The 20,666-nt window shown below is 69.6% G+C and carries 17 protein-coding genes; 10 read left to right on the top strand and 7 right to left on the bottom strand.

The window, feature by feature from the left end; genetic code table 11:
• Window positions 1-3 precede the first annotated feature (3 nt).
• Window positions 4-984, top strand: a complete 981-nt coding sequence (locus LY44_RS03620) for an NAD-dependent epimerase/dehydratase family protein (protein WP_055208531.1) — start codon at window positions 4-6, stop codon at window positions 982-984.
• 8 nt (window positions 985-992) lie between these two features.
• Here the strand turns inward: LY44_RS03620 and LY44_RS03615 are convergent, their stop codons facing one another.
• A complete protein-coding gene (locus LY44_RS03615; protein ID WP_055208950.1) occupies window positions 993-1,790 on the bottom strand; it encodes a sulfotransferase family protein in 798 nt (265 codons plus the stop codon).
• Complete coding sequence (locus LY44_RS03610) at window positions 1,787-3,217, bottom strand: hypothetical protein (RefSeq protein ID WP_055208533.1); 1,431 nt, start codon at window positions 3,215-3,217, stop codon at window positions 1,787-1,789. Before LY44_RS03610 ends, LY44_RS03615 begins: the two co-directional genes overlap by 4 nt.
• 121 nt (window positions 3,218-3,338) lie before the next feature.
• Between LY44_RS03610 and LY44_RS03605 the strand changes: the two genes are divergently transcribed.
• Complete coding sequence (locus LY44_RS03605) at window positions 3,339-4,823, top strand: oligosaccharide flippase family protein (protein WP_081024324.1); 1,485 nt, start codon at window positions 3,339-3,341, stop codon at window positions 4,821-4,823.
• A 167-nt stretch (window positions 4,824-4,990) separates the two neighbouring features.
• A complete protein-coding gene (locus tag LY44_RS03600) occupies window positions 4,991-5,557 on the top strand; it encodes a calcium-binding protein (protein ID WP_055208535.1) in 567 nt (188 codons plus the stop codon).
• Window positions 5,558-5,563: 6 nt separating this feature from the next.
• Here the strand turns inward: LY44_RS03600 and LY44_RS03595 are convergent, their stop codons facing one another.
• Window positions 5,564-6,928, bottom strand: a complete 1,365-nt coding sequence (locus tag LY44_RS03595) for an FAD-dependent oxidoreductase (RefSeq protein WP_160320007.1) — start codon at window positions 6,926-6,928, stop codon at window positions 5,564-5,566.
• A 132-nt stretch (window positions 6,929-7,060) separates the two neighbouring features.
• Between LY44_RS03595 and LY44_RS03590 the strand changes: the two genes are divergently transcribed.
• Window positions 7,061-8,257: a polysaccharide pyruvyl transferase family protein gene (locus LY44_RS03590; RefSeq protein WP_055208538.1), complete on the top strand. Its 1,197-nt coding sequence runs from the start codon at window positions 7,061-7,063 to the stop codon at window positions 8,255-8,257.
• On the opposite strand, the gene LY44_RS03585 is transcribed toward LY44_RS03590, so the two are convergent.
• Window positions 8,226-9,467, bottom strand: a complete 1,242-nt coding sequence (locus LY44_RS03585) for a glycosyltransferase (RefSeq protein WP_055208540.1) — start codon at window positions 9,465-9,467, stop codon at window positions 8,226-8,228. The two genes, LY44_RS03590 and LY44_RS03585, sit on opposite strands and share 32 nt — an antisense overlap.
• Window positions 9,468-9,650: 183 nt before the next feature.
• Here LY44_RS03585 and LY44_RS03580 point away from each other — a divergent pair, with 183 nt between their 5' ends.
• The 4 genes from LY44_RS03580 (at window position 9,651) to LY44_RS03565 (ending at window position 14,637) form a co-directional block, all read left to right on the top strand.
• Window positions 9,651-10,556, top strand: a complete 906-nt coding sequence (locus LY44_RS03580; protein ID WP_055208542.1) for a glycosyltransferase family 2 protein — start codon at window positions 9,651-9,653, stop codon at window positions 10,554-10,556.
• 145 nt (window positions 10,557-10,701) lie between these two features.
• Window positions 10,702-11,847 (top strand): glycosyltransferase, encoded by a 1,146-nt coding sequence (locus tag LY44_RS03575; RefSeq protein ID WP_055208544.1) that lies wholly within the window; start codon window positions 10,702-10,704, stop codon window positions 11,845-11,847.
• Window positions 11,848-11,851: 4 nt separating this feature from the next.
• A complete protein-coding gene (locus tag LY44_RS03570) occupies window positions 11,852-13,978 on the top strand; it encodes a YjbH domain-containing protein (RefSeq protein WP_055208546.1) in 2,127 nt (708 codons plus the stop codon).
• Window positions 13,975-14,637, top strand: coding sequence for a YjbF family lipoprotein (locus tag LY44_RS03565; RefSeq protein WP_160320008.1), 663 nt, complete (start codon window positions 13,975-13,977; stop codon window positions 14,635-14,637). The genes LY44_RS03570 and LY44_RS03565 overlap by 4 nt, the downstream gene beginning before the upstream one ends.
• Before the next feature lie 36 nt (window positions 14,638-14,673).
• Here the strand turns inward: LY44_RS03565 and LY44_RS03560 are convergent, their stop codons facing one another.
• A complete protein-coding gene (locus LY44_RS03560) occupies window positions 14,674-16,749 on the bottom strand; it encodes a GumC family protein (RefSeq protein WP_055208952.1) in 2,076 nt (691 codons plus the stop codon).
• Window positions 16,750-17,051: 302 nt separating this feature from the next.
• Between LY44_RS03560 and LY44_RS03555 the strand changes: the two genes are divergently transcribed.
• The gene (locus LY44_RS03555) at window positions 17,052-17,750 is read left to right on the top strand and encodes a sugar transferase (RefSeq protein ID WP_065118312.1); all 699 of its coding nucleotides are present in this window, start codon (window positions 17,052-17,054) and stop codon (window positions 17,748-17,750) included.
• Window positions 17,751-17,871: 121 nt separating this feature from the next.
• Window positions 17,872-19,251 (top strand): polysaccharide biosynthesis/export family protein, encoded by a 1,380-nt coding sequence (locus LY44_RS03550; protein WP_173644526.1) that lies wholly within the window; start codon window positions 17,872-17,874, stop codon window positions 19,249-19,251.
• Between the two features lie 21 nt (window positions 19,252-19,272).
• Here the strand turns inward: LY44_RS03550 and LY44_RS03545 are convergent, their stop codons facing one another.
• Together LY44_RS03545 and LY44_RS03540 are read right to left on the bottom strand one after the other, a co-directional pair.
• Window positions 19,273-19,536, bottom strand: coding sequence for a hypothetical protein (locus LY44_RS03545; RefSeq protein ID WP_055208549.1), 264 nt, complete (start codon window positions 19,534-19,536; stop codon window positions 19,273-19,275).
• Between the two features lie 92 nt (window positions 19,537-19,628).
• Window positions 19,629-20,651, bottom strand: a complete 1,023-nt coding sequence (locus tag LY44_RS03540) for an NAD-dependent epimerase/dehydratase family protein (RefSeq protein ID WP_055208955.1) — start codon at window positions 20,649-20,651, stop codon at window positions 19,629-19,631.
• Window positions 20,652-20,666 lie beyond the last annotated feature (15 nt).

The raw sequence follows: 20,666 nt of genomic DNA, 5'->3' as shown, positions 1-20,666 counted from the left end.
AGCATGAGAGATTTCGACCCCAATGGCGCAACCCAGGTCGTCTTCGGCGGCTCGGGCTTCATCGGCACGCATCTTCTGGGGCGCCTGCGCGCCGCGGGCGCGGCACGGATCCTCAGCCTCGATCTGCGCCCGCCCGCGCGGCCGGTCGCCGGGGTGGAGTACCGGATCGGCGACGTGCGCGACCTTTCCGGGCTGACGCTTTCGGGGCCGGTGGCGCGGATCTTCAACCTGGCGGCGGTGCATACGACGCCCGGTCACGCGCCCTGGGAATATTACGACGCCAATGTCCGCGGCGCCCGCGAGGTGGCGCGCTTTGCCGCCCGGCAGGGCTGCGGGCAGATCGTCTTCACCAGCTCGATTTCCGTCTATGGCCCCGACGAGGCCGCCAAGGACGAAAGCACCGCCCCCGCGCCGGTGTCGGATTACGGCCGCTCGAAGCGCATCGCCGAAGATCTGCACCGCGACTGGCTCGAGGCCGCCCCGGACCGCCGTCTGGTGATCGTTCGCCCCGCCGTCGTCTTCGGTCTGGGCGAGGGCGGCAATTTCACCCGGCTGGCGCGGATGCTGGAAAAGGGGTTTTTCGTCTATCCGGGCCGCAGGGACACGATCAAATCCTGCATCCATGTCGCCGATCTGCTGGACTGGATGCTGGCGGCGGCGGATCGGCGCGAGCGCAGCGTGCTGCTCAACGGCGCCTATGCGAACCGCTACACGATCGAGGAGATCGTCGAGACCTTCCGCCGCGTCGCCTTTCCGAAGGCGCGCACGGTGATGCTGCCCGCCGGGGTGCTAAAGACGGCGGCGGCGGCCTTGCGGCCGATCTCGGCCACCGGTCTGGGCATCCATCCCGAGCGGATCGAGAAGCTGATGATCTCGACCAACATCCTGCCGCTCTGGGCCGAGGCCGCCGGGCTACCGACCCGCGACCGGCTGGAACCGGCGCTGCGGGCCTGGCGCGACGCGGGCGGCGGGCGGTTCCTGTAGCGCCCGGTTCAACCGGCGCGGATCATCGCCTCGAAGCGCAGATAGGCCGCCTCGGCCTGATCGCGCAGCGCTTCCGGGATGTCGAGCGGCACGGCGGCATCGCGGGCCGGGTCGTCGCGGCGCGGCTCGATCCGGGTGAAGCGGCCGCTTTGCGTCGGATCACCGCCCCCGCCCCGGCGCGAGGCCGCGGGGCTGACATAGCGGTTTTCCAGCGCCGGAACGATCCGCAGCGCGGTGGAAATCCGCGAAAGCTCCGCCTCGGGGTCGCGGATCAGCGCGCCAAAGGTCAGACCGACGCGACGATCGGGCGGGAACTGCGCCCAAAGCCGCGCCAGCGCATCAAGCCGGGTGATGTAATAGCGCGCCGCCGCCGCATCGTCGGGATATTCTTCCTCCCGGCCAATGCCCTGGAAAAGATCGCGGATCGAGCGGATGCTGGGCCCCGGCCGTCGCGCCAGAAAGATCGCCCGCGCGGCAAAGAACCCGGGCGGGGCTTGCGCGTCATGGCGGTCGTGCAGGATCTTGTCGAACAGATGCGCCGCCCCGGACCGCCAGCTGCCGCGCCGGGCCTGATTGACCACCAGCCGCCCCAGCGCGCCGGGGCCGTCATAGCGGACATGCGCCTCGCCGTAACCGCTGATGTCGGGGCGCGAACACAGGATGTTCGACAGCGCCGTCGAGCCGCAGCGCATATGCGCCAGAAGAAAGACGGCACGGTCAAAGCGGCATTGCTGCGGCCAAAGCAGCCGCACGCCCTGCCCCAGCCCGCGTTTCAGCCCCTCGCGCCAGGGCTCGGCTGTCGTCATCGGATCTTCGCTCCCGGTTGCGGGCGGCGCCGGGGCGCGGCCGGGCGGCGGCCGCCAAGCCACAGCCCGACCAGAAGACCGGCCATGCCCAGAAAGATGTAATCGAGATTGGGGCTCGACTTGACGACAAGCGCCCGGCACAGGCAGCCCGCCATCCCCAGTTTCAGCGCCGCGGCCAGCTGCCAGCGCGCCGCATCCGCCCGGTCGAACCGCAACCGGAACAACCGCCACAGGAAGAGCAAAAGCAGCCCAAGCCCGATCAGCCCGGTCGTGCCCAGCGTCGCCGCGATCCAGCTCGACGCCCGCACCGAGCCAAGCCCCGCCCCCAGCATCCAGGTGTCAAGAAAGTTGCGATAGGCCTGCGCATCCCAGCTGCCGCGCTCCTCGGCCGATTGCGTCGACAGCTTGTCGAGCAGCGCCCGGTCAAGGAATTGCGCCACCGCCGGAAGGGTCTGATACAGCGCCCCCAGCACGAGCAGCACCAGAACCAGCGCCGCAAGCCCGCCAAAGACCACCAGCGCCGCCCGCCGCGGCACCCCGACCCGGCGCCGCCGGGTCAGCTCGAAAAGCCGCGGCAGCGCGAAGACGATCAGCAGCAAGAGCCCGCCGACATAGGCCGAAGACGAGGTCGAGCGCAGCCACAAGAGCCCCAGAAGCGCCAGCAGCGCCACCGGCCAGCGCCGCCCCGACCGGTCGTGATAGACATGGCCCAGCCAGAAGCCGATCAGCCCGATCAGCACGTAGCCATAGGACGAGGCCTCGGAAAACCCGCCGATCAGCCGGTTCAGCCCGGCCATCTCGTTGCCCAGCATCAGCGCGTAATTGGCCGTGCGCAAAGGCTGCAGGACAAAGCTTGTCCCGGTCGCCTGGGTGGCGATGTCCAGAAGGCCCAGACCGGCATGGCAAAGCGTCACCGCCGTCATCGCGCGCAGCACGATCTGCGGCTCGGGGCGGCGCGCGGTGACCAGCGCGACGGCGAAAAACAGCAGCGTGCTCAGGAGCATCCGCAACAGCTGCGACAGGTTCCCGCCGCCCGGCGCCAGCGGTTGGCTGACGATCCCCGCCTCATTGCCCGCCCGGGCGAGGCTGAAAACCTGCGTCGCCCCCGCAAACAGGCGCGGATAGAACAGCGTCGCGAAGACCGCATAGGCCAGGAACAGCGCCAGCACGATCCCCGCCCCGCGCGGCGCCAGCAGACGGGCGAGATCGCGGGCGATCCCGCGCCGCACCAGCACCATGCCCGCCAGCGTCACCACCACCAGATCGCTGGCCAGAAGCGAGGTGTTGCCCAGCGCGGGCAGGTTGATCGCCGCCATCATGCCAAAGGGGATCGCCGCGAACAGTGCCACCACCGCCCCCGACGGGCCGCGCCAAAGCGCCCAGATCACCAAGGCCAGACCAAAAAGCGTGCTGGAGACGAATTGCATGAAGCCAGAGCGGGTCCGAGCTGGGGGCGTTGACGCCGGGGTGATTTCCGATATGCCTTGCTCTCGAAGGCGGTCTGGCGCCTTCACGGCACCCGGACAGTATAGGGGACAGTGGCAGCCCATGACCAGCGATTTGCCCCCCGGTCCCGCGGCTGCGGTCCCGGGCCCCGGGATCCGGCCCGGTCGCGGCCGTCGCGGCGCGCTTGCGGTCTTCGCCTTTGTCGCGCGGGCGACGCAGCAGCTCTCGACCCTGGTCATCACCCTGCTGGCGGCGCGGTTCCTGACCCCGGCCGACTATGGCGTCTATGCGCTGGCGATCGTTTTCATCACCCTGATCCAGACCCTCAGCTACACCGGCTTTTACCATTTCATCGTCACCGCGAAAGAGGACGACCGCGCCGTCGAGGCCACCAGTTTCTGGCTGCTGGCGGGGCTTTCGGTCGCCGCCTCGGCGTTGCTGGCGCTGGCGGCGCCGCAGATCGCCGCGGCGCTGCATGCGCCCGAACTGAACCGGGTGCTGCAGCTTCTGGCGCTGGTGCAGCCGGTCGCGGGGCTGGGCGCCTGGTATTCGGCGGTGCTGTTGCGCCGCCAGCAGGTGAACCGGCATTTCCTGATCATGTTCCTGCAAAATGCCATCGCGCTGGTGGGGGGCGTTTTGCTGCTCTGGTGGTGGCAATCGCTGCTGGCGCTGGTGGCGTTCCGCTTCCTGCGCGTGCTCTCGGCGCAGCTGCTTTACACCCTGCTGACGCCGATCCGGCCCGGGCGCGGCTTCGATCCGGCGCTGGCGCGGCAGGCGCTGCGCTATTCGGGCGGGCTTTACGGGTCGCGGCTGCTGAGCTTTTTGCAGCTTTACGCGGGCGATCTGCTGCTGGGGCTGATGTTCACCACCGCCGAGGCCGGGCTTTACCGCTTTGGCAACCGCATCGCGGGCGGCGCGGTCGAGGTGGTGCAACAGCCGATGTCCAGCTTCGCGCTGACCCAGCTTGGCGCCGCCGCGCGGCAGGATCGCGACCTCTCGGGGCTGATCGCGCGCTTTGCGGGCACGGTCACGGTGCTGACCGGCGGCGTCGCGGCGACGGTGATCGTCTTTGCCCCCACCCTGATGACCGAGGTCTTCAACCCCGCCTATGCGGCCGGGATCGGGGTGACCTATGCGATGGCGATGCGGGCAGTCTTCGGGCTGGGCGGGCTGCTGCTCGAACCGGCGCTGGCGGCGCAGCACAAGACCCGGCTTGGCATGATGTTCAACCTCGTCTTCGCCCTTGCCACGGTGCTGGCGGTGGCGCTGGCGGCGCCCTTCGGCCTTGGCGCCCTGGCCTGGAGCCAGGCCGGGACAAGCCTTCTGGGCACCGCCGCCGCGCTGTGGCTGCTGCGCCGCGAGGGCATCGCGATCGGCGCCGCGCTGCGGGCGTTTTTGCGCGCGGTCGGGCTGGTGCTGGGCTACGGGCTGGCGCTGGCGCTGGTCTGGCCAGAGCTGCAGGCGGGTTTCGGCGCCGGGCTTGTCGGGCTTGGCCTTGGCCTTGCGGCGGCGGCGGCGCTGGGCGCGGGCACGCTGCTGCTGGGCTGGCGGCTGCGGGTGGTCAGCCTGTCCGCCTTTTCCGGCTGATCGGGCGGCTCGACGCCCGGCCGCAATTATTAACCATTTCGGCCTTAATTCTTTCATAACCATCACGGCAGGATGCGGGTCGTCTTCCCCCTTCGCGCGGGGCGCCGGGGCCGGTCCTGCCGGGGCCGGAGGATCCTCTGCGCGACCCAGACCCGAAAGGACCCCAGATGCGTGGCTTTCCGTTTTTTCAAGTCAACCTTCTTGATCTGTTCAAGGCGCTCAAGCTGAACGTGCTCGACAATTCCGACAACCGGCTGAGCGCGGGGGCGGACAACGATTTCGTTCTTGGCCTTGGCGGCGCCGATTCCCTTGCCGGCAATGACGGCAACGACACCCTTCTGGGCGGCTCCGGCAATGACCTGCTTCTGGGCGGCGCGGGCGCCGACCGCATCGACGGCGGCGCGGGCAATGACGAGATCTACGGCGGCAAGGACGCCGACCGGCTTTCTGGCGGCAGCGGATCGGACACGCTTTCGGGCGATTTCGGCGCCGACACGCTGAGCGGCGGCGCGGGGTGTGACACCTTCGTCTTTGTCGCGCGCACCGCCGATGCGACCGATGTCATCACCGATTTCTCCTTTGGCGAGACGATCCAGCTCAAGGGCTTCGCGGGCCAGGCCAGCTACGAGACGGTGAACGGCAACGATGTCGCGGTGTCGATCGACGGCCATGTCATCGCGCTGCTCGAAGATGCGGCGGGCCGCGTCAGCGACGCCACCTTCACCTATGTCTGAGCCCCGTCACGGCTGACCGTCGCGACCCGCGTGGGAAAGCCCCGCGCGGGTCAGCTCTTCCTGTACCCGGCGCACGACGCCGCTGGCGGTGGGCAGATATTCGAACCGCCCCTGCCGCCCGACCGGCAGCACCCCCGCCTGCACCAGCCGCTCCAGTACCGCCGCGCGCCGGGCCAGCTGGCCCGGGCGGTAAAGCGGATAGGCCTGCGGCGTCGTCACCGCGCCTTCCAGCCGCAGATCCTCGGCCAGACCCAGCCGCAGGCACTGCGCCCGAAACGCGGCAAAGACCGCCTCGGCGGTCAGCGCCTCGCCGGGCAGAAGCGTCGCCTCGACCGAGAAATACTCGCGCGCGATCGCCGGATCGGGATAAAGGCGCGAATAAAAGGTGGCGCGTTTCCAGCGCCCCTCGGCGTGGAAATTGAACAGAAGATTGCCCGCGCCGGGCGCAAACCGGCCCGCCGAGACGAAAAGCGTCAGCAGCGACAGGCTTTCAAAGCCGCTTTCCGTGCCGAAGACCGCGCGGTGCAGCGTGTCAAGGGGCGCCGCCCCGACCACGGTGGCAGCGCGAAACCGCCCCGCCGGGCTGGTGACGACCATCCGCCCCGGCGCCTCGCGCTCGATCCGTGTCACCGGCGCCTGCAGCACGACGCGCACTCCCGCGGCTTCAAGCCGGGCGCGAATGCGCTCGAAAAGCTCGCCATAGCCCGCGCGCGGGCGCACCCGCAGCGGGTCCCGCGGTGTCACCCGGAAGGCGCCGTGGCGCAGCCCGTTCCAGCCCGCCCGCGCCATCGCGGCGAAATCGGTCTGCCGATGCACGAAGCGCATCCGGTCGACAAAGAATTCCTCGTCGATCGCCTCGGGCGGGCTGACGTTGAACCGCGCCACGTAATCGCGCAGCCCGGTGCCGCGGTAAAACACCGGCCCGAGCCGGTTCACGCAGGCCCGCTCCAGCGTGCCGTCGCGCCGCAGCAACAGCCGCGCCGCCAGCATCGCCGCCACCGCCACCGCCAGCCGCGCCCGCGGCCAGCGGCGCAGATCGCGCAGCTCGATCGGGTAATGGCACAGTGCGCCTTCGGGATCGATCCGGCACTGCACCCGCTGCACCTGCGGGCACAGATCGCGCAGCCCCGGCGCAAGGTCGAAAAGCGCCGCCGTCTCCTCGTAAAAGATCGCGCCCAGATCGAAGCTGTAGGGGCCGATCTCGACCGAATGATGCATCCCGCCCAGCCGGTCCCCGGCTTCCAGCAGCACCACCCGGTGCCCCGCCCGCGCCAGCGCATCGGCCGCGGCCAGCCCGCCGATGCCGCCGCCAATCACCAGAACCCCGGTGTCCTGCGCCGGGTCGCTCAGCGCTACCTGCAGATCCTCCATCGGCATTCCCCTGCCCCCGAGGCCCAATCTGACCCGGCAGGGGCCCGCGTTTCAAGACCTTTCGCCGCGCTTCGCTTGCCATCGTGCCGCATTCCGGTCTAGCTGGCCGGACCGCCGAAACCGGAGCCCCCGATGCCGCCCGCCCCCCTGATCCGCCTGATGAACGTGAAGTTCAGCCCCAATCTGGGCGACGGGCTGCTGTCGGACTGCCTCGAGGCCGGGCTGCGGGCGCGGGGCGCCGCGGCGGGCTCGATCGATCTGGCGGCGCGGACGGGCTACGGGCAGGGACTGGCCGGGCGCGGCCGGGTGCTGCGGCTGCTGGAGGCGATGCCGCCCGGGCTGCGCGCGCAGGCGGTGCGGGCGCCGCTCGCCCTTGCCTCGGCGCGCAGATGGGCGCCGCATTATGCGCGCGAACTGGCCGGGGCCACGGCCATGGTGATCGGCGGCGGCAATCTTCTGTCCGATCACGATCTGAATTTTCCGACCAAGCTTGCGCTGGCGCTGACCGCGGCGCGGGACCGCGGGCTGCCGGTGGCGTTTCACGCCTGCGGCATGGCCGCCGACTGGAGCGCCGAGGGCCACCGTCGCCTGCGCCGCGCCCTTGCGGGCGTCGATCTGCGGGCGGTCTTCCTGCGCGATGCGCCCTCCTGCGCGCGCTGGGATGCCCGCTTTGCCGAGGCGACCGGGCAGCGCGCCAGGCAGGTGCGCGACCCCGGGCTGCTCACCGCGCTGACCTGGGCCCTGCCGCCGCGCGCGCCGGATGCCGCAGCACCGATCGGGCTTTGCGTGATGTCGCATCTGGCGCTGCGCTATCATGCGCAGACCACGCTTGGCGCCGCCGATCTGCTGCGCTGGTATCGCGCCCTTGCCCGCAGGCTGTGCCGTGACGGCGCGCGGCTGCGCGTCTTTACCAATGGCGCCCCCGAGGACCGCGAGACCCTGGCCCTGCTTGCCCCCGATCTGCGCGCGCTCGGCGCCGAGATCATGCAGCCCGAAACTCCGGCAGACCTCGCCGCGGTGATCGCGCCCTGCGCCGCGCTGATCGCCTTTCGGATGCATGCGGTCATCGCCGCCTATGCGAGCCGCGTGCCGGTTCTGGCGCTGAAATGGGATGACAAGCTCGACGCCTTCCTCGCCTCGGTCGGGCAGGAGGGCTGGCTCGCCGATGCCGCCAGGCTGGCCCCGGAGGCGGCGGCGGAGCGGGTCGGACAGCTGGCCGCCAAGGGCGGGGATTTTTCGCGCCACCCCGCGGTGATCGCCGAGGCCGGGGCGGATCTTGACCGGCTGCTGGCGGCGCTCAGCGCGGGTCCGGGTCCGAAAGCCCCGTGACGCCCGCGTAAAGATCCAGAAGCCCGTCGCACCAGCTGTCTGGCGTCAGGCACAGACCGGCGCTGGCGCCAAAGCCCGCGTCCGAGACCTGCCGCAGCGCCGCGGGCGGCAGATCGGCCACAAGGCGCAACAGCGCGGCAAAGGCCGCCGGGTCGCGGGTGTCGCAGACCCAGCCCAGCCCCCGCGCCGCGATCTCGGGGGCCAGAAGCGCGGGTTCGGACAGGATCACCGGCAGGCCAGACAGCACCGCCTCGGCCGCGACCAGACCGAAGGGCTCGGGGTAGCGCGAGGGCATGACGACGGCGCGGGCCTGTTGCGCCTCGGCCAGGATCGCGGCACGGTCAAGCCAGCCGGTGAAGCGCAGCTGCGGATGCGCGCGCGACAATGGCCCGCGCAGCGGCCCCTCGCCCACCACCGTCAGCGCCACCCCGGCCGCCTGCGCCGCGGCGATCAGCTCCTCGATGCCCTTTTCCGCCTCGACCCGGCCGATGAACAGAAAGCCGCGGTTCGTCTCGGCCGGGATGCGGCGGGGCGACAGCGCCTCGGCCGGGTTGCGCAGCACCCGCAGCCGTTCGGCCGGATAGCCCTGCGCCACGAAGCGCGGCGCCATCGCCGGATGGATCAGCACGATGCCGCCCCAGGGCGCCCGGCGCGGCAGGCTGCGGTGCAAGATCGCTTGCCGGGTGCTGCGCCAGAGCTTTTGCGCGAAGCTGCGCTTGTCGCATTGTGTCGTCAGGCAGGCGGCAGAGAGCCCGCGCCGATCGCAGGGCCGCATCGCCTGATAATCCATGAAGCCGCCATTCGGGCAGGCCAGAAAGAAATCATGCGCGTGAATGAAGACGCGCGGCGCCACCGGCCGCAGCGCGGCAAAGACCGCGGGCGTCAGCGTCTTCGACCAGGAATGGACATGATAGACGGTGTCGGGCCCGTCATGGGCGGCGATCACCCGCGCCAGCATCCGCGCGACCGCCGGGTTGTAAAGCCCGCGCGTCGCCGCGACATGGGCGGGCGCCTCGGTCAGCGGCTGCGCGCCCGCCAGATGCACCTCGACGCCGATGTCGCGCAGCGCCGCGGCCCCCGCGCCGCGATCGGCGCTGGCAAAGACCACGGCCAGCCCGCGCGCCCGCAGCAGCCGCGCCTGCAGAAGCGCCAACCCGGTGGCCCCGCCGCGCGCAAGGCTGGCATCGTTGAGGATGACGATCTTCGGCACCGATTTTCCTTTCGCCCTCGCGCTTGCGGCGAGGTCTTTCCTTCGCTCTCGCGCCTGCGGCGCGGGGCGACTGTGACGGCTTTGCCCCGGCGCGGCAACCGCTTCGTGTCGCCCGGGGCGTCGCTTTGTTGACATCGCGCCCCGCGCCCGCCATCACCCGGACAGGCAGACCCGGGGCAGGACATGACAGCAGAGCCGAAAACCCGTATCGCGGTGGTGATCTGTTCGGTCGGACGGCCGGACATCCTGCGCGAGCTGATGCCGCATCTGCAGCGTCAAAGCCGCGCCCCCGACCGGCTGTTGCTGATCGGCCATCAGGAGAGCGACATCGGCTTCGATCCGGCGCCGCTGTTCGGCCCCGAAACCCGCGCCGAGACGGTGCTGACCCGCAAGGGCCTGTGCCTGCAGCGCAATGCGGGCCTGGACCGGATCAGCGGCGATTGCGATCTGGTGGTGTTTTTCGACGATGATTTCGTCCCCGCCAAAGATGCGCTGGAAGGCATCGTCGCCGCCTTTGCCCGCTGGCCCGAGGTGAACGGCATGACCGGCCTTGTGCTGGCCGACGGCATCCTGGGCCCCGGGCTGGACGATGCGCAGGCCCGCGCGAAGATCGCGGATTACGAGGCCGCGCCGCGCGCCGCGCCGCAGATCCTGCGCGCGGGGCTTCAAAGCCTTTACGGCTGCAACATGGCCTACCGGATGGCGGCGATCGGCCCGGCGCGGTTCGACGAGACCCTGCCGCTTTACGCCTGGCAGGAGGACAGCGATTTCGCCGCCCGCCTGCCCGGGGGGCGGATCAGGACAGACGCCTTTGCCGGCGTGCATCGCGGCACGAAATCGGGTCGCGAGACGGCGGGGCGGCGGCTGGGCTACAGCCAGATCGCCAATCCCTGGTATCTGTGGCGCAAGGGCTCGATGCGGGGGCGCTTTGCCGCCCGGCTGGCTTTGCGCAACCTTCTGGCCAATCACCTGAAAATGGCCCGGCCCGAGCCCTGGATCGACCGCCGTGCCCGGGCGGCGGGCAACTGGCTGGCGCTGCGCGACATTCTGCGCGGCCGGTCGCATCCCCGCCGGATCCTCGAGCTTTGAGCCGCGGCGGGGCGCGGAAACCCTCTTGCGCCGGGCCCTGACTTGCCCCGATAACGGCCGGGGCCCGACAGGCCGGGGTGAGCCCTGTCGCGCCGGAACGGGCAACCGGCAGCGCCGCTGCCGCGGGCGGATTTGGGGGCAGCCGATGACCGTGCAAGACAGTGATCCTTTCGCGGCCGGGGCGGCCGACGGGCGCCGGGTGGCGCTGATCCATTACTGGCTGGTGGGGATGCGCGGCGGTGAAAAGGTGCTCGAAGCGCTGTGCCGGATGTTTCCGCAGGCCGACATCTTCACCCATGTCGTCGTGCCCGAGCGGATCTCGCCCGCGCTGCGCCGCCATGCGATCTTTCAGACCCGGGTCGGGCGGCTGCCCTTTGCGCCGCGGCTTTACCAGAAATACCTGCCGCTGATGCCGCGCGCGCTCGAAGAGCTGGATCTGAGCGGCTACGATCTGGTGATCTCCTCGGAATCGGGTCCGGCCAAGGGGGTGATCGCGCCGCCGAACGCCCCGCATCTGTGCTATTGTCATTCGCCGATGCGCTATCTGTGGGACCAATACACGCTTTACCTGAACGGCGCGGGCGGGCTGACGCGGCTGATGATGCCGCATCTGGCGCATCCGCTTCGGCAATGGGACGTGACCAGCGCCGCGCGCGTCGACGGCTTCGTCGCCAATTCCGCCTTTGTGGCGCGGCGGATCGAGAAATACTGGCGCCGCGGCGCCGATGTCGTGCATCCGCCGGTGGCGGTGCAGGAATTCGCCCCGATCCCCGCGGCGGAGCGCGGCGATTACTATCTGTGGGTGGGCGAGCTGACGCATTACAAGCGCCCCGATATCGCGGTCGAGGCGTTTCGCCGTCTGGGCCTGCCCTTCAAGATGCTGGGCGGTCCCGACAAGCTGGCGAAGGCGCTGGCGCGGCAGGCCGGACCGCGGACGCAGATCCTGGGCAAGCGGCCCTTTGCCGAGCTCAAGGCGCTGATGGCGGGCTGCAAGGCGCTGATCTTCCCGGGCGAGGAGGATTTCGGCATGGTCCCGGTCGAGGCCATGGCCTCGGGGCGGCCGGTGATCGCGCTGGGCCGCGGCGGGGCGCTGGAAACGGTGGTCGAGGGGGAAACCGGGCTGTTCTTTCACGAGCAATCGGTCGAGGCGCTGGTCGATGCGGTCGAGCGCTTCGAGGCCTCGGGGCTGGGGCGCGACTGCACCGCGGCCTGCGTCGCACGGGCGGCGGATTTCTCGGAGGAACGGTTCGTCGCGGGCATCCGCGCCAGCCTGGCCCGGATCGGCGCCTGAGCCGATGGCCCGCCTGCGCTTTCCCGCGGCTGCCCCGACGCTGACCGGCTTTGCGCTGACCGGCCTTGCACTGGCGGCGCTGAGCGGCTTTTCCGCGCCCGCCCGCGCCGAGGGGCTTTCAAGCTACGGCACCCCCGGGCTGATCGACATGCCAGAGGCGACGGCGGCGCCGGATGGCATGCTGGCCTGGACCTCGCTCTTTCTGGGCGGGCACACTCGCAACACGCTGCAGTTCCAGATCACGCCGCGGCTGTCGGGGGTGTTTCGCTATTCGATCCTGCGCGGTTATTTCGACACGCCCGAGGCCGATCTTTACGACCGCAGCTTCGATCTGCACTATGTCTTTCGCACCGAAAGCCCGCGGTTTCCGGCGCTTGCGGTGGGCTTGCGCGATTTCGGCGGCACCGGGGTTTTCGGCGCGGAATATCTGGTCGCGACGAAGCGGTTCCTTGACAACCGGCTGGCGCTGAGCGGCGGCATCGGCTGGGGGCGGCTGGGCTCCTATCACGGGTTTCGCAACCCGCTGGCGGGGCTCGGCGATCGCTTCGAGACCCGGCCGGGCCTGACAAGCCTGTCGGAAACCGGCCGCGTCTCGTTCAACCGTTTCTTCCGCGGCGAGGCGGCGCTGTTTGGCGGGCTCTCCTATCAGGTGAACGACCGGCTGCGGCTCGCGGTCGAATATTCCTCCGACGCCTATCGGCGCGAGGTCGCCAGCATGGGCTTTGCGCATCGCAGCCCGGTGAACCTTGGCCTGAGCTGGCAGGCGAGCGAGGCGCTGACGCTGACGGCCGCGGTGATCGGCGGGGCGCAGCTCGGGCTTGGCTTCAGCTATCAGCTCGATCCGCGCGCGCCGCGGGCGCCGGGCGGGCGTGAAAGGGCGGTGCCGCCGCTTTTGCCGCGCGCCGAAATCGCCGCTTTGGGCTGGCCCGCCGGGGACACAGGCGCCAGCCGCAGCCGTCTGGCATCGGCGCTGACGCGGGAGGGGCTGCGGCTGGAAAGCTATGCCGAGGACGGCGCCCGCGCCCGGGTCGTGCTCGCCAATCCCCGCTATCGCGCCGCGCCGCAGGCGCTGGGGCGGGCGGTGCGCGCGATGGCCAACAGCCTGCACGCCGGGATCGAACGCTTCGAGATCACCCTGACCGCACAGGGCATGCCGACGACGCGGGCCAGCTTTCGCCGCGCCGACCTGCATCAGCTGGAACATGCCTGGGACGGCAGCTGGCAAAGCTTCGCCCGCGCAGACATCACCGATGCGCCCGCGCGGCTCGCCCCCGATCCGGGCGTCTATCCGGCGCTTGACTGGAGCCTTCTGCCCTATCTCCGCACCGCGCTTTTCGACCCCGACAGCCCGCTGCGCGCCGATGTCGGGCTGGCGGCCAGTGCCAGCTACCGGCTGGCGCCGGGCCTTTCGGTCGAAACGCTGATCCGGCAGAAAGCCTTTGGCACGCTCGATCAATCGAGCCGGATTTCGAATTCGATTCAACACCATGTGCGTTCCGATGCGCCGCTTTACGACAAGCTTTCGGGGCCGCAGCTGGTGCAGCTGAGCGCCGATTACCTGGTCCGGCCCGGGGGCGATCTTTATGGCCGGGTCTCGGCAGGCTATTTCGAACAGATGTTCGCGGGCGTCTCGGGCGAGATCCTGTGGTATCCGCAGGGCAGCCGCCTCGCCCTTGGCGCCGAGCTGAACCATGTCGCGCAGCGCGATCCCGCCGCGCGGCTGGGGCTGATCGACTATCACGTCACCACCGGCCATGCCTCGGCCTATTACGACTTTGGCGACAGCTACCGCGGCCAGCTGGATCTGGGGCGCTATCTGGCGGGCGACTGGGGCGGCACGCTGACGCTGGCGCGCGAATTCGACAACGGCTTTCGCGTCGCGGCCTTCTTCACCCTGACCGGCATTTCCTTTGACGATTTCGGCGAGGGCTCGTTTGACAAGGGCATCAGCCTGACGATCCCGCTTGACTGGCTGACCGGCGAGCCCTCGCGGCGCGGCTTTGCGCAGACGATCCGGCCGATCCAGCGCGACGGCGGCGCCCGGGTGGCGATCGCGCATCGGCTTTACGACGAGGTCCGCGGCACGAATGCCCAGACGCTCTCCGATCAATGGGGCAAGTTCTGGCGATGAACAGGCGGCGGGTTCTGACGGCTTTTGCGGTTCTGGCGGCTCTTGCGGGCTGTTCCTCGGACCCGGGAACACGGGCGCTGCTGACCGGGGCGCTGCCCTTGGGCGCGCGCGCGGCTGACCCGAACCCGGAATTTGCCGCGGCCGAGCGCGCGGGCGCCCCGGCCCTTGCGGCGGCGGTCGAATCCCGGCCGGAGGCGATTGCGGTGCTGCGGCGGCAGACCGTATCGGAGCCCGACGGCGTCGAGACGATGATCGCCGCCGATGGCGCGCAGCTGATGTTTCAGGGCGGCGTGCTGGTCGGCAGCCGCGGCTTTGGCGCCGATGTGATGGCCGCGGAGGTGGCGCAAAGCGCGGCGCTGGTGCACCGGCTTTCGGCCGGGACATCGACACGGCTGATGACGCTGATCGACGGCAATGACCATGCGGTGACGCGGGCCTTTCGCTGCCAGATCACCCCGGGCGAGACCGAGACCCTCCGCATCGGCGCCCGCGCGGTCACCACCCGCACGGTGACCGAGGCCTGCCGCGGCCCGCTGGCGCGGTTTTACAACTTCTACTGGGTGGTGCCCGAGACCGGCGAGATCGTGCAATCCAGCCAATGGACCGGGCCGCTGACCGGCAAGATCTCGCTGCGGCGGATCGACCCCGCGCAGCGCTGAGCGCGGCCACCGATCGCGGCCAAGGGTCGCAACTAACTAGTCGCGGTAATACTCCGCATGCGCCCCGCTGCGGGCGCCGTAGCTGCCGCCCCGGCCGTAGCGCTGCATCCGGTCGGTGTCGATCCGGCTCAGGATCAGGCCGCTGACCTTCTGGTGCACGCTCTCGAACAGCTGCAGCGCCTCGAAGACCTCGCTGCGCGCCGTGCCGTCCCAGAGCACCGAAAACAGCGCCGCATCGGCCGATTGCGCGATGATCCGGGCATCGGGCACCACCAGAACCGGCGGCGTGTCGATCAGGATATAGTCGAAGCGGCGCCGCATCTGCGCGATGAAGGCCTTCCAGGCGTCGGACATGAACAGATCGGCGGCATTGACCCGGCTGCGCTCGCCCATGATCAGCGACAGGCCCAGATCGGGATCGGCGATCACCACCTCGTCCACCCCGGCCGCGCCGGAGAGCAGCGAGACCAGCCCCTTGCGCCCGGCATGCTGCGGGAAATATTCCGCCAGCATGTTGCGGCGGATGTCGCCCTCGATCAGCAGCACCGACTTGCCGATGCCGACGAAATTCATCGCCAGCGCCAGCGCATTCGTCGTCTTGCCCTCGCCCGGCACGGAGGAGGTGAGCATGATCACCTGCGGCGGCGCATCGACATTCGACAGCAGCACCGAGGTGCGCAGGTTGCGCACCGCCTCCATCGCCGCCGAGGAGGGTTTCGCCGCCAGATAGGCCAGCACCTCGCCCCGCGTCGCGCCGGGAATGACCGGGATCTGCCCCATCACGACCAGCCCCGTGTCCTCCTCAAGCGCGCGCGCGGTGCGGTAGCCATTGCGCAAAAGGTCGCGCAAAACCACGATCGCCACGCCCGCGATCAGCCCCAGCACGCCGCACATCGCCAGGATCAGCCCCTTGCGCGGCGCGGTCGGCGACCTCGGCACCACCGCCGCCGAGAGGACCCGGCTGTCGGCCTGCTGGATGCCCTGCTGCGCCGAGGTTTCCTTGAGCCGACCAAGGAAATATTCGTAAAGCGTGCGGTTCGCCTCGGCCTCGCGGGTCAGTTGCTGCAGCGCGATCATGTCATCGCCCTGACGCGAGATCTGCTGCGAGAGCGTCGTCTCGGTGCGCCGCATCGCGGCGAGCTGATCCTCGGCCCGCGCCCGTTCCAGCCGCGCCCGCGCCAGCAGCCGGGCGAATTGCGTGTCGAATTCGGCGCCGTTCCCGGCCGCCAGCCGCTCCAGCGCAACCTCGCCCGCCGCCGCGACCTTTTCATCGCGCGTCCGCGCCGCTTCCAGCGCCGTGACCCGCGCCGAAGCCCGCGCCGCCGCCTGCGTGGTGTCGGCGATCCGCTCGCGCAGATCCTTGAGCTGCACCTGCAGCGCCGCCAGCGAGTCCTCGGAAATCAGCGTCGTGCCGACATTGAAGGATTTCACCTTTTCCTCGGTCGCCTCGAGCTGGCGCTTGAGCGCGGCCACCCGGTTGCCCAGCCAGACCGTCGCCTGTTCGGTCGCCTCGAATTTCACCTCGATCTGGTTGACGATGTAGCGCTTCGTCCAGGCATCGGCGATCCGCGCCGCCTTTTGCGGGTCTTCGGATTGCACGGCGACTTCAAAGACATAGCTGTCGGGCAGGTTGCGCACCGCAAGATGCGCCAGAACCGCATCCACCACCCCCGCCCGGATCGCCGCCGGATCGGGCGCCGAAGCCGCGCCGAACAGCCCGCGCAGCCGCGCCCGCAAGGACGGCGCCCCCAGCGTCGCGTTGAATTCCGGGTCCGCGCCCAGATCCAGCGCCGCCACCACCTTCTCGGCCAGCCCGCGCGAGCGCAGCACCTCGACCTCGGTGTTCAGCTCGTCCGACGTGCCGGTCAGCCCGCCCATCATCCCCTCGAGGTCGATCACCTGCGGCTTGCGGGTTTCCAGAACGACGGTGGCTTTGGCGGTATAGACCGGCGTCGCGAGGAATTGCGCATAAAGCAGCCCCAGCGCCACCGCGACGCCAAAGCTGGCCGCGATCGTCCGCCAGCCCGCGCGCAGGCTGCGCAGCCCCTGCGCCAGATCGATCATCTCGTCCTCGGGCGCGGGACGTTCGGCGGGAGAGTGGGGAGCGTTCATCTGCATTCCATCGAAACCGTCGGGCGGGGCTTGCAAGATCGGCGTCCCCGCAATTCGCCCCGTCCTAGCAGAGTTTGCCCTACAGGCTAAGTGGTTTCCACCGCGCCGCGGCAACCGCCGCATTGTCGGGGGGGCGCGCAACAATCCGGTCCCGCCCGGGCGCAGTGCCGCCATTTGGAACCGGTCGCGTCTCATTTGCGCCATACTCGTAATCAATGGGTTAACGCGTGATCTGCGAAAGATCACACCATGCGATCGTTTTTGGTGCTGAGACCTTTTGAGCTGACCTCTGGGAGTGAGAGATGGCCTTTTACGACATCGGATCCTCGGCCGAAGACCTTGTCGCGCTGGACCGCAGCCTTGCGCCCCGGCGCGGTGCCTTGCGCGCGCTTTACGCCCGCCTCGGCAAGCGGCTGGTCGATCTGGTGCTGGCGGTGCTGATGCTGCCGGTGCTGCTTCCGGTGATCGGGCTGATCTGGCTTTGGGTGCGGCGCGACGGCCATCCGGCGCTGTTTTGCCAGCCCCGCGTCGGGCAGGACGGGCGGGTCTTCGCCTGCTACAAGTTCCGCACCATGGTTCCCGGGGCCGAAGGCGTGCTGGCCGAGATCTGCGCCCGCGATCCCGCCATCGCCGCCGAATGGGCGACCTATCAGAAGCTGCGCCACGACCCCCGCATCACCCGCGCGGGCGCCTGGCTGCGCAAGCTCAGCCTTGATGAATTGCCGCAGATCTTCAACGTGCTGAAGGGCGACATGAGCCTTGTCGGCCCGCGTCCCTTCCTGCCCGCGCAAGAGCCGCTTTACCGTCAGGCGGGCGGGCGGGCCTATTACCGGATGCGTCCGGGCGTGACCGGGCTTTGGCAGATCGTCAGCCGCCACGACACCACCTTTGCCGCGCGGGTGCATTTCGACGAGACCTATGGCCGAACCCTGTCGCTGCGCCGCGATCTTGCGCTGATCCTGCGCACGGCCGGGGTGGTGTTGCGCCGCACCGGCGCCTGACCGGCGCGGCCGCCTCGCCCGGCGGGGCACGGCGGGGCACGGCCAGATTGCGAATCTCGCGCCCGCGGCCTAGAGCGGAAGCAGTGCGCCCGCCGTTGCCCGGAAGCGCGTTGCCCCGGAGATGACCTTGCGCCTGCTGACCGTGCTGCTGACCGCGACGATGCTCTCTCAGGCACTGGGCGGCTGCGGCGTCGCCTATCATGGCGCCAAGGTCCGCCCCGGCGTCAGCGCCGAGGGCAAGGTCCGCGTCCTGCCGATCACCGCGGAATCGGTGCTGGTGGCCAATGCCGCCCCCTATCAGCCGCGGCAATTGCCCGGCTATTTCCGTCAGACCGCGGGCCTTGGCGGCACGCTGGCCGCGCCCGTCGCCGCGCCCGAGGCGACGCTGCCGCGCCTCGCGCGCCCCGCACCGCCGCAGATGCGCCTGCCGCCGCCGCTTGCCCCCGCAAGCTACCGGATCGGCGTCGGCGATGTCGTGCTGCTGGCCACGCCGCGCGACGGCAGCACGGTCGGGCAGCTGACCGGCATCCTTGCCGCGCAGACCGCGCGGCAGGGCTATACGGTGCAAGATGACGGCACGATCTCGGTGCCGACGGTCGGGCGGGTGCAGATCGCCGGTCAGACCGTCGACGATGCCGAGGCGACGCTGTTCCAAAGCTTCCTCGACCGGAAGATCGACCCGACCTTCTCGCTGGAAATCGCCGAATTCCGCTCGCAGAACGTGGCGATCGGCGGCGATGTCGCGGCGCCCGGGGTGGTGCCGGTGACGCTGGCGCCGCTGCATCTGGACGCGGCGCTGGCGGCGGTGGGCGGGGTGAAATCCGCCGATGCGGATACTGCGCTGGTGCGGCTGCATCGCGGCGGCAAGCTTTACCAGATGCCGCTGAAGGCGGTGCAGGACGACCCCGCGGTGGGGCAGCTGCCGCTTGCGGCGGGCGACAGCCTGTTCGTCGACAGCGGCTATGCGCTGGACAGGGCGGCGGCCTATTTCGAGCAGCAGATCACGCTGGCGAATTTCCGTCAGGCCGAGCGCAAGTCGCGGCTCGAGGCGCTGCAGACCGAGGTGGCGCTGCGCCGGTCCGAGCTGTCCGAGGCGCGCGAGACCTTTGCCACGCGGCTCGATCTGGGGGCAGAGGCGCGCGATCACGTCTATCTCACCGGCGAGATCGGCAAGCAAAGCCGCTATCCCCTGCCCTTCGACCGCAAGGCGACGCTGGCGGATGCGCTTTACGATGCGGGCGGCGGGCTGAGCACGGCCAGTTCGAACCCGAAAGAGATCTATGTGCTGCGCGGCTCTGCCGATCCGCTGGAATATGACGCGATCACCGCCTGGCATCTGGACGCGGGCAACATGGCGGCGATGCTGCTGGCGACGCGCTTCGATCTGCATGCCAATGACGTGATCTTCGTCGCCGCCCAGCCGGTGCAGCACTGGAGCAACGTGATCAAGGCGCTGACGCCCTCGCTGCTGGTCTCTTCGGTCAACGCCGTCGCCGAGTAAGACGGCGCGATCCGGGGGCGCTCAGTTGGTGGAGGGGGTCGAGCTGCCGCCGCCGCCGCCCGCCGAAAGCGCCGCAAGCCCCGCCACCCCGCCCAGAAGCGGCAGCAGGAACACCAGGTTGGTGGCGCGGCCGACGGGCAGGTCGCCCTCGGGCAGGACCACTGCGGGTTTGCTTTCGTCCTTTTCGGTCTGGCTTCCGGTCTTCGGCGCCGATTGCGCCAGCGTCGGCGCGGGCATCGCCAGCGCCAGACTGCCAAGAACCGCCAGAACCACCGCAGATCTCATCTTCGTCTCTCCCGCCCCAAAGGCCCGTTCGCCGCAACGATAGCACGGCCGCCGCGGCTTTCACAGCGCGGCGGCAGCGGCCCGAAGCCCGGTCATTTCGCGTAATGGTCGCGATACCAGGCCACGAAGCGGGCGATGCCGTCGCGGAAATCGGTCTGCGGCCGGTAGCCGGTCAGGCTGTGCAGCAGCGTCGCATCGGCAAAGGTCGCGGGCACATCGCCCTTCTGCATCGGCATGTAGTTTCTGATCGCCGTCTTGCCCAGACAGGCCTCGATCGCCTCGACGAAATCGAGCAGCCGCACCTTGTCGGAATTGCCGATGTTGACGATGCGATAGGGCGCCACCGGCGACAGGCTGTCGCCCGCGGGCACCACGCCATCCGCCGGACGCACCGGCACCGCATCGATCAAAAGCCGGATCCCGCGCACGAGGTCATCGATATAGGTGAAGTCACGATACATCTCGCCGTGGTTGTAAATGTCGATCGGCCGGTCATCAAGGATCGCATCGACGAATTTGTAAAGCGCCAGATCCGGCCGCCCCCAGGGACCATAGACGGTGAAGAAGCGGAACATCGTCGTCGGCAGGTTCCACAGATGCGCATAGGCATGGGCCATGCTTTCATTGGCCTTTTTCGTCGCCGCATAGATCGTCAGCTGCGTGTCGGCCTTGTCGGTCTCGGCAAAGGGCATCTCGGTGTTGGCACCGTAAACCGAGGAAGTCGAGGCGATCAGCAGGTGTTTCACCTTCAGCCGCCGCGCCGCCTCGATCACGGTGAAGGTGCCGATCACGTTGCTGTCGAGATAGGCGCGCGGATTTTCAAGGCTGTAGCGCACCCCGGCCTGGGCGGCCAGATGCACGATCACCTCGGGGCGGAAGGCGTCGGCCACGGCATCGAAGCGGGGCTGATCTTCCAGCATCGCCTCGGTCGCGGTGAAATGCGGATGGTCGCGCAAGATCGCATGGCGGCGCTGCTTGAGCGCGACATCGTAATAATCGGTCATCCCGTCATAGCCCTGCACCCGCCAGCCCTCGGCCAGCAGCTGCCGGGCAAGGTGGAAACCGATGAAACCGGCGGTGCCGGTGATCAGGACGCGGGGAAGGTCTGCGCTCAAGGCATGTCTCCGTTC

This window comes from Rhodobacter capsulatus (genome assembly GCF_003254295.1).
GTDB classification, from domain to species: domain Bacteria; phylum Pseudomonadota; class Alphaproteobacteria; order Rhodobacterales; family Rhodobacteraceae; genus Rhodobacter; species Rhodobacter capsulatus.
The sequence above is the reverse complement of the archived record's forward strand: the minus strand, read 5'-3'. Positions and strand labels throughout refer to the sequence as shown.

Coding starts and splice junctions, on each gene's coding strand:
- LY44_RS03620 (WP_055208531.1), top strand. CDS start 4: ATGAGAGATTTCGACCCCAATGGCGCAACCCAGGTCGTCTTCGGCGGC.
- LY44_RS03615 (WP_055208950.1), bottom strand. CDS start 1,790: ATGACGACAGCCGAGCCCTGGCGCGAGGGGCTGAAACGCGGGCTGGGG.
- LY44_RS03610 (WP_055208533.1), bottom strand. CDS start 3,217: ATGCAATTCGTCTCCAGCACGCTTTTTGGTCTGGCCTTGGTGATCTGG.
- LY44_RS03605 (WP_081024324.1), top strand. CDS start 3,339: ATGACCAGCGATTTGCCCCCCGGTCCCGCGGCTGCGGTCCCGGGCCCC.
- LY44_RS03600 (WP_055208535.1), top strand. CDS start 4,991: ATGCGTGGCTTTCCGTTTTTTCAAGTCAACCTTCTTGATCTGTTCAAG.
- LY44_RS03595 (WP_160320007.1), bottom strand. CDS start 6,928: ATGGAGGATCTGCAGGTAGCGCTGAGCGACCCGGCGCAGGACACCGGG.
- LY44_RS03590 (WP_055208538.1), top strand. CDS start 7,061: ATGCCGCCCGCCCCCCTGATCCGCCTGATGAACGTGAAGTTCAGCCCC.
- LY44_RS03580 (WP_055208542.1), top strand. CDS start 9,651: ATGACAGCAGAGCCGAAAACCCGTATCGCGGTGGTGATCTGTTCGGTC.
- LY44_RS03575 (WP_055208544.1), top strand. CDS start 10,702: ATGACCGTGCAAGACAGTGATCCTTTCGCGGCCGGGGCGGCCGACGGG.
- LY44_RS03570 (WP_055208546.1), top strand. CDS start 11,852: ATGGCCCGCCTGCGCTTTCCCGCGGCTGCCCCGACGCTGACCGGCTTT.
- LY44_RS03565 (WP_160320008.1), top strand. CDS start 13,975: ATGAACAGGCGGCGGGTTCTGACGGCTTTTGCGGTTCTGGCGGCTCTT.
- LY44_RS03560 (WP_055208952.1), bottom strand. CDS start 16,749: ATGAACGCTCCCCACTCTCCCGCCGAACGTCCCGCGCCCGAGGACGAG.
- LY44_RS03555 (WP_065118312.1), top strand. CDS start 17,052: ATGGCCTTTTACGACATCGGATCCTCGGCCGAAGACCTTGTCGCGCTG.
- LY44_RS03550 (WP_173644526.1), top strand. CDS start 17,872: ATGACCTTGCGCCTGCTGACCGTGCTGCTGACCGCGACGATGCTCTCT.
- LY44_RS03545 (WP_055208549.1), bottom strand. CDS start 19,536: ATGAGATCTGCGGTGGTTCTGGCGGTTCTTGGCAGTCTGGCGCTGGCG.